This window comes from uncultured Clostridium sp. (assembly GCF_937920395.1).
In the GTDB taxonomy this organism is placed as follows: Bacteria; Bacillota; Clostridia; order Clostridiales; family Clostridiaceae; genus Clostridium_AD.
Genome location: NZ_CALEVF010000178.1, coordinates 1 through 6,827, shown reverse-complemented (window position 1 = coordinate 6,827; position 6,827 = coordinate 1). Strand labels below are relative to the sequence as shown.

At 30.5% G+C, this 6,827-nt stretch carries 8 protein-coding genes and 1 pseudogene; 4 read left to right on the top strand and 5 right to left on the bottom strand.

The window, feature by feature from the left end; all coding sequences use genetic code 11:
* Positions 1–232 precede the first annotated feature (232 nt).
* Positions 233–958 carry a pyruvate formate-lyase-activating protein gene (gene pflA, locus Q0649_RS11615; protein WP_298841863.1) on the top strand — a complete coding sequence of 242 codons (726 nt, stop codon included), beginning with the start codon at positions 233–235 and terminating at the stop codon, positions 956–958.
* A 164-nt stretch (positions 959–1,122) separates the two neighbouring features.
* Here pflA and Q0649_RS11610 read toward each other — a convergent pair whose 3' ends face one another.
* Positions 1,123–1,263, bottom strand: a complete 141-nt coding sequence (locus Q0649_RS11610) for a hypothetical protein (RefSeq protein ID WP_298841871.1) — start codon at positions 1,261–1,263, stop codon at positions 1,123–1,125.
* On the opposite strand from Q0649_RS11610, the gene Q0649_RS11605 reads away from it, so the two are divergent.
* Together Q0649_RS11605 and Q0649_RS11600 are read left to right on the top strand one after the other, a co-directional pair.
* Positions 1,214–1,876 (top strand): N-acetylmannosamine-6-phosphate 2-epimerase, encoded by a 663-nt coding sequence (locus tag Q0649_RS11605; protein WP_298841868.1) that lies wholly within the window; start codon positions 1,214–1,216, stop codon positions 1,874–1,876. The genes Q0649_RS11610 and Q0649_RS11605 overlap by 50 nt on opposite strands.
* Positions 1,877–2,194: 318 nt before the next feature.
* Positions 2,195–3,064 (top strand): DMT family transporter, encoded by an 870-nt coding sequence (locus Q0649_RS11600; protein WP_298841860.1) that lies wholly within the window; start codon positions 2,195–2,197, stop codon positions 3,062–3,064.
* A gap of 34 nt (positions 3,065–3,098) precedes the next feature.
* Here Q0649_RS11600 and Q0649_RS11595 read toward each other — a convergent pair whose 3' ends face one another.
* Positions 3,099–3,641 (bottom strand): GNAT family N-acetyltransferase, encoded by a 543-nt coding sequence (locus Q0649_RS11595; protein ID WP_298841857.1) that lies wholly within the window; start codon positions 3,639–3,641, stop codon positions 3,099–3,101.
* Between the two features lie 311 nt (positions 3,642–3,952).
* On the opposite strand from Q0649_RS11595, the gene Q0649_RS11590 reads away from it, so the two are divergent.
* Positions 3,953–4,483, top strand: a complete 531-nt coding sequence (locus Q0649_RS11590; RefSeq protein WP_298841855.1) for a CDP-alcohol phosphatidyltransferase family protein — start codon at positions 3,953–3,955, stop codon at positions 4,481–4,483.
* A 455-nt stretch (positions 4,484–4,938) separates the two neighbouring features.
* Here the strand turns inward: Q0649_RS11590 and pyrE are convergent, their stop codons facing one another.
* The 3 genes and pseudogenes from pyrE to Q0649_RS11575 form a co-directional block, all read right to left on the bottom strand.
* Positions 4,939–5,505 carry an orotate phosphoribosyltransferase gene (gene pyrE, locus Q0649_RS11585; RefSeq protein ID WP_298841853.1) on the bottom strand — a complete coding sequence of 189 codons (567 nt, stop codon included), beginning with the start codon at positions 5,503–5,505 and terminating at the stop codon, positions 4,939–4,941.
* 16 nt (positions 5,506–5,521) lie between these two features.
* Positions 5,522–6,418, bottom strand: a complete 897-nt coding sequence (locus tag Q0649_RS11580) for a dihydroorotate dehydrogenase (RefSeq protein ID WP_298841851.1) — start codon at positions 6,416–6,418, stop codon at positions 5,522–5,524.
* Positions 6,418–6,827 (bottom strand): annotated as a pseudogene (locus tag Q0649_RS11575) (hypothetical protein); the annotation flags it as partial. The pseudogene Q0649_RS11575 and the gene Q0649_RS11580, both read right to left, overlap by 1 nt.

Sequence of the window (6,827 nt, the reverse complement as noted above, 5' to 3'; positions counted from 1 at the left end):
AACAACAACTTGAAGTTATAAGCAGAACTTTCCATAAAAAAATCTAATTAATTTTAAAATAATGTATATTATGAGAGGTACTTATTATAAGTACTTCTCACTTTATATAAATTTAATAAATAATTTCATTCCATATTAAAGCAAAAATAATTTTCATTTTTGTTTTAATATGAAATGAATATAAAAATTTTCAACATAAAATTATTTCATTCAAAGCTAAGGGGGAATATATATGGTAAAAGGTAAAATCCATTCTATCGAAACTATGGGACTAGTTGATGGTCCTGGAATAAGAGTTGTAGTTTTCTTTCAAGGTTGTAAATTGAGATGTGCCTATTGCCATAATCCTGATACTTGGCAGTTGAGTGGTGGAACAGAAATGAGTCCTGAAGATATCGTTCAAAAAATCATTAGATTTAAGCCGTATTTTAATAGATCTGGCGGAGGAGTTACTTTCTCAGGTGGAGATCCACTGCTTCAACCAGAATTTCTACTTGAGTGTTTAAAATTGTGTAAACAAAATGGCATTCACACTGCTCTAGACACTGCCGGTTTTGGTGATGGTAGTTATGATGAAATATTAAAGTATACAGATTTAGTACTACTCGATATAAAACAAACAACTGGTAAAGGTTATGTTGCTCTAACAGGAAAAGATACAACAGATGTTAATATATTTTTAGAAGCCCTACGACAATCAAAATCTAGGGTTTGGGTACGGCATGTTGTTGTACCCGGAATTACAGATTCTATAGAGCATATAACAAACCTTGCAAAAATTATTAAGGAAGAGGTACCTAATTTAGATAAAGTAGAACTTCTTTCATATCATGTTCTAGGAGTTAGTAAATATGAAGAGTTATCGATACCTTATAAATTAAAAGGTGTGGAAGCAATGGATAAAGATAAAACTAAGAAGCTTCAAGCATTAATAGATACTTTGCTTAATATCAAATAGCATCCATATGAAATTTCTCCTGCGTGACCTGAAATAAGAGATTGAAACGTGAAAGTTGATAAAGAAATTCTAATGTTTTGCTCTTCTTATATCAGATCACTTCTGGAGAAAGTTCATACTATATTACATTTACACTAAAATCTTTCTTTCCATTGAAATTATTCTCATTTACATCTATACTTAGTGTAACCGTTTAAAGAAAAAGGAGTGCTATTACAAATGGATAAAAGGATAGAAAACTTACAAGGTAGATTAATTGTTTCCTGCCAAGCCTTACCTGATGAGCCGTTATACTCTTCTTTCATTATGGGGAAAATGGCCCTTGCTTCAGCAGAAGGTGGTGCAGCTGGAATAAGAGCCAATACGAAAGAAGATATTATCGAAATTAGAAAAAATGTAAAACTTCCTATTATTGGTATCATAAAAAGGGACTATGAAGATAGCGTAGTTTATATAACTCCAACGATGAAAGAAATCGATGAGCTGATAGAGGTTGGTCCTGAAATTATTGCATTAGATGCAACCAGCTCCATTCGTCCTTGTAATTTAAAACTAACTACTTTTTATAAGCAAGTTCGTAAAAAGTATCCTAATCAATTGTTAATGGCAGATTGTTCTACTGTGGAAGAAGCCATATATGCTGATGAACTAGGGTTTGATTTTATCGGAACAACATTGGTGGGATATACAAAACAAAGTGAAGGCGACAAAATTGAAGAAAATGATTTTGATATCTTACGACAAATTCTAAACAAAGTTTCTAACAAAGTTATTGCAGAAGGTAATATTAATACGCCAGAAAAAGCTGAACGAGTAAAACAATTAGGTATTTTTAGTTTAGTTGTTGGATCTGCTATTACAAGACCACAATTAATTACAAAAACTTTTGTAGAAAAATTAATTAATAAAAAACTATAAATACTAGTACTAAATAAGTTCAATAAAAAAACATGTCCAAATATAACCCAAAACATTTTTCACAATCCGCTCTCAGATTTTTTAGACTCGTGTCAAGAAAAGGCTCAAACTCTCTGTGATTTTGGGATGATTCTTTATCATAATTAATTTAATATGGATATATCATGCTTATTAACCTCATATTTACAAAAATAGTTTCTATTTTTAAAGTATATCATAGGCGCTTGTTTTTGATTAATACTTACTAATTACTACCTCATTCATATAATGATGATATAATTTATATCTATTTGGGATCATTGTCTAGGGGGCTATTATATGAATATGAAGAATAAAAATTTAATGGAAATTCATTCAGCAGTTTTTTTATTTGGTTTATCAGGATTATTCGGGAAATTTCTTATGCTTCCTTCAACAATAATAGTTCTTGGGCGAGCTTTCTTTTCAAGTATTTTTTTATTGATACTTATTTTATATGTTAAGAAGGAACTAAAACTAAAGAAGAAAAAACATTATTTTTATTTGATAATAATGGGAGTTCTCTTAGCAATTCATTGGAGTACCTTTTTTGAGTCAATTCAAGTGTCGACAGTAGCGATAGGATTATTAACATTTTCAACATTCCCTGTTTTTGTAACTTTTTTGGAGCCGTTTTTTTTAAGGGAAAGGCTTAAGTTGTTTGATGTTTTAATTGCGATTGTTACATTATTAGGGGTCATGCTTGTTATTCCAAAGTTTCAATTTGGAAACAGTTCAACAAAAGGAGTTATGTGGGGAATAGTATCTGGATTTACATATGCTATTTTATCAATGCTTAATAAAAGATTTGTAAAAGAATATTCAAGCATTGTAATTGCTTTTTATGAACAATCTATTGCTACTATTGTACTAATTCCTTTTTTATTTTTGAATAAACCAATTTTTAGTCTTAAAGATATATTAGTACTTGTGTTATTAGGTATTGTTTTTACTGGAATTTCTCATTCATTATTCATAAATGGTTTAAAAAACATCAAAACGCAAACAGCAAGTATTATTGCTAGTCTCGAGCCAGTTTACGGTATTGTTTTTGCTGTTTTTCTCTTAAGAGAAATTCCAACATTAAGAGAAATCCTAGGAGGCATTATTATTTTAAGTACTGTTTTTTACTCAACTATTAAATCATCTCCTAAGGAGCTGAAACGTTAAATTATTTTAACGTACTTTACATATATTGCTTACATTATATGCGAAAAGATAACTCGTAGATATTTTCGTTTTCAGCAAAGTCTTTTATTAATAAATCTGTTATATGTAATTCTCCACTTTTTACAAATGTATAATTTTTATTTGTTGCATATTTACTTAATGAATGTTTTGATTTTATATTATTTGCATCAATCGAGACATAAAGTGAATATATATTTTGTTTTTTTATCACTTCAACAACATTATCAATTAGAATTTGAGATAAGCCCATTTTTCTAAAATCAGGCAATATCGCCATTTGCCATATAAAAAATACATTATTGAATGATTTTATGGAAGTTATAAATCCTATAATCTTATTATCATAGGAAATTTTAAATGAACACTCACTAAAAAAATTAGCAATTACCCAATATGTATATGGTGTATGCAAATCAAGTGGATAACATTCACTAACGCACTTACGAATTTCTGGAATATCATTACTTGTAATATTATTTATCTTAAAATTATCTATATTTTTTGAATGTGAACCACTTATGTTTACCCCTTTTGAAACCTTATCACAAATGCCCATATAACGTCCTCCTCATATAAATCTTGTTTACCCAATTATACCATATAATAAATATAACATATTTTACTTTTTATATAATGCAACTTTTCTTGATAAGGTGGTCTTATTGTTTTTGCGTACCTAAATAAATTTGCCAGTTTCATTAATAATTTTAAAGATGAAAATACAAATTATAATATAGAAAATATGTTATAATTTTATTAAAATTAATATATATTCTAAAAATCAAATAAAAATATTATTGTATCCTTTTTCTTATTTAATAAACTATTGGCGAATATCTACTAAGAATTAATAATGGAGGTGATAAGATGAAATCAATACCAAATTATATATCCTTTAGTAGAATATTTTTTTCTCTTGTTTTGATTTTAGTTATCCCATTAAGTCTAGCCTTTTTTGTAATATATATTATCTGTGGATTAAGTGATATTATGGATGGATTTATCGCAAGAAAGACGCTGACAATAAGCACACTTGGTGCAAAACTTGATTCCATAGCTGACATGATAATGATAGGTGTACTATTATTTATACTTTATCCAATCATAAATCCATCAACTAAAATCATCAACTGGGTTATTTCAATTGCAATTTTAAGACTAACATCCATGGCTATAGCTCTTAAAAAATACAAGACATTTGCAAGTCTTCACACTTATGGGAACAAAATTACCGGCATAGTTTTATTCATATTCCCACTAATGCTTCCCTATATTCATACAACTATATTGCTGTATATACTTTGTGCTGTAGCAAGCATATCAGCAATTGAGGAATTATTCATTCAGCTAACATCAAGTCAACTTAACTTAAATAAACAAAGTATATTTAAAAACTGATCACAATCATTAGATTTGCTAAGAACTATATTAAAAATATAGAATGTTTTGTATTTCACTTTTTACCTTTAAATTTTAATATTGCAAGCCTCCATTGGAGCTTGCTTCATTACAAAATATATTAAATTAACCCTAAATAAGGTAAGCCTCCATTTGGAGCTTACCTTCACACATATTTTTCAAAAGATACTCTCCGCCCTTTCACCGAACTAGAGAATTTTCTTCGCAAATGTTAACAAAAGTATATATTGCGAAAAATGCATTTGAGCAAGCTTAGTAATTCTTAATTTAATTTATTGATAGCTGCGTAAATAAAAATGCATGTTTGAGCAACGCGAGTTTGCATTTTTTAACAGATATTAATAAATCAAATTTTAGAATTACTTAGCAAAGCGAAATCATTCAAGCAATATATACTTCTCGTTATAGCATTGACGAAGAAAATGGATCCCCTCTTATTTTATGTTACGGCTTCCAGGTTTTATGTATGGTGATCCACTTTTACAAAGTGGGCAATTCGCTGGATCATAACTTTCGATATCAAGTTTTATAGCACTGTATATTGGATAATCAATAGCGCTACTTCCTCTATCTACTATGCAACATATACCAACTACTTCTGCTCCAAGTCCTTTTAAAACTTCTATTGTTTCTAAAGAAGATTTACCAGTAGTCACTACGTCCTCTGTAATTAAAACTTTTTGTCCTTTAGTAATTTCAAAGCCACGACGAAGCTCCATCCTTCCGTCTACTCTTTCAGTAAATATAGCAGGCTTTCCAGTTTGTCTACCTACTTCATAAGCTACTATTATTCCGCCCATTGCAGGTCCAACTACTATATCAAAATCTATGTCATGAATTTTGTCAACTACCATACTAAGAACCTTGGCAGCCTTATCCGGATACTGAAGCAATTTTGCACATTGACAATATCTATTGCTGTGTCTTCCTGATGACAAAAGAAAATGTCCCTCGAGTAATGCACCTGATTCTTTTAATATATCTAAAACATTTATATTCATATAATCTCCTCCTGTTTTATATAATTCCTCTAATCTCACTTAGATCTTTAATGCCTTCTTTTATCATATACTTCTCAATTCCCTCTATTATATCTAAACAAACATCAGGTTTTATGAAATTTGCAGTTCCAACTCCAACTGCCTGCGCTCCAACCATTATAAATTCTATTGCATCTTCAAATGTTGATATACCACCCATGCCTACAACTGGAACATTTACGGCTTTGCATACTTCATGAACCATTCTAAGTGCCATTGGTTTTATTGCCGGTCCGGATACCCCTGCATATATGTTATTAAATACTGCACGACGACTATGTATATCTACTGCCATACCTTTGAAAGTATTTACTAAAGATAAAGCATCCGCTCCAGCTTCGCAGCATTTATACGCCATATCTACTATATCCTCTGCATTTGGTGATAACTTAACCATAAGAGGTTTTTTACATACACTTTTCACCTGGCGTACAACGTCATATGCCACTTTTGATTTAATTCCAAAAGCCATACCTCCGCATAGTACATTAGGACAAGATATATTTAACTCAATTATATCTACTGCCTCATTATTTAATCTTTCTATTGCGGCCATATATTCCTCAACCGTGCTACCACCAACATTTGCGATTATAGCTGTGTCGCACTTAACCATCAATGGAAGTTCCTCAGTTATAAACTTTTCAATACCTGGATTTTGAAGCCCTACACTGTTTAGCATTCCACCACGTGATTCATAAATTCTTATTCCATCATTACCTTGTTTACTATGTAGTGTAAGACCCTTGCCAGATATGCCACCAAGTCTTCCTACATCGTAATAATCTTTATATTCATCGCCAAATCCAAAAGTTCCAGATGCAGCTATAATAGGATTTTTTAAAACTACTCCACATAACTCTACTTTAGTCATTAAATCATCTCCTTTGGAGCTGTATTAACAACCTGCAAAACGTCATTAAATATCAAATCATCTCCGTTAAACACTGGGCCATCTTTACACGTTCTCTTATTACCACCCTTAGTTTTACAAGTACAAACAAGACATGCACCTATTCCACATGCCATATGATTTTCCATAGACACATATACTGGAACGTAAACATCGTTACACATAGTTATAACTTTTCTCATCATAATTTCTGGTCCGCAACAAATAACCGTTCTATAATCTTGTGGTTTTAGTATGTCTGTTATGTATCCTTTATGACCAATTTTACCACTTTCTGTGGATAAGTTAATTTTATTTACATAATTTTCCACAGAATCCACAGAATAATCCACAGTTTTAAACCCTGAGTACAAATCTATTTCACAACCAG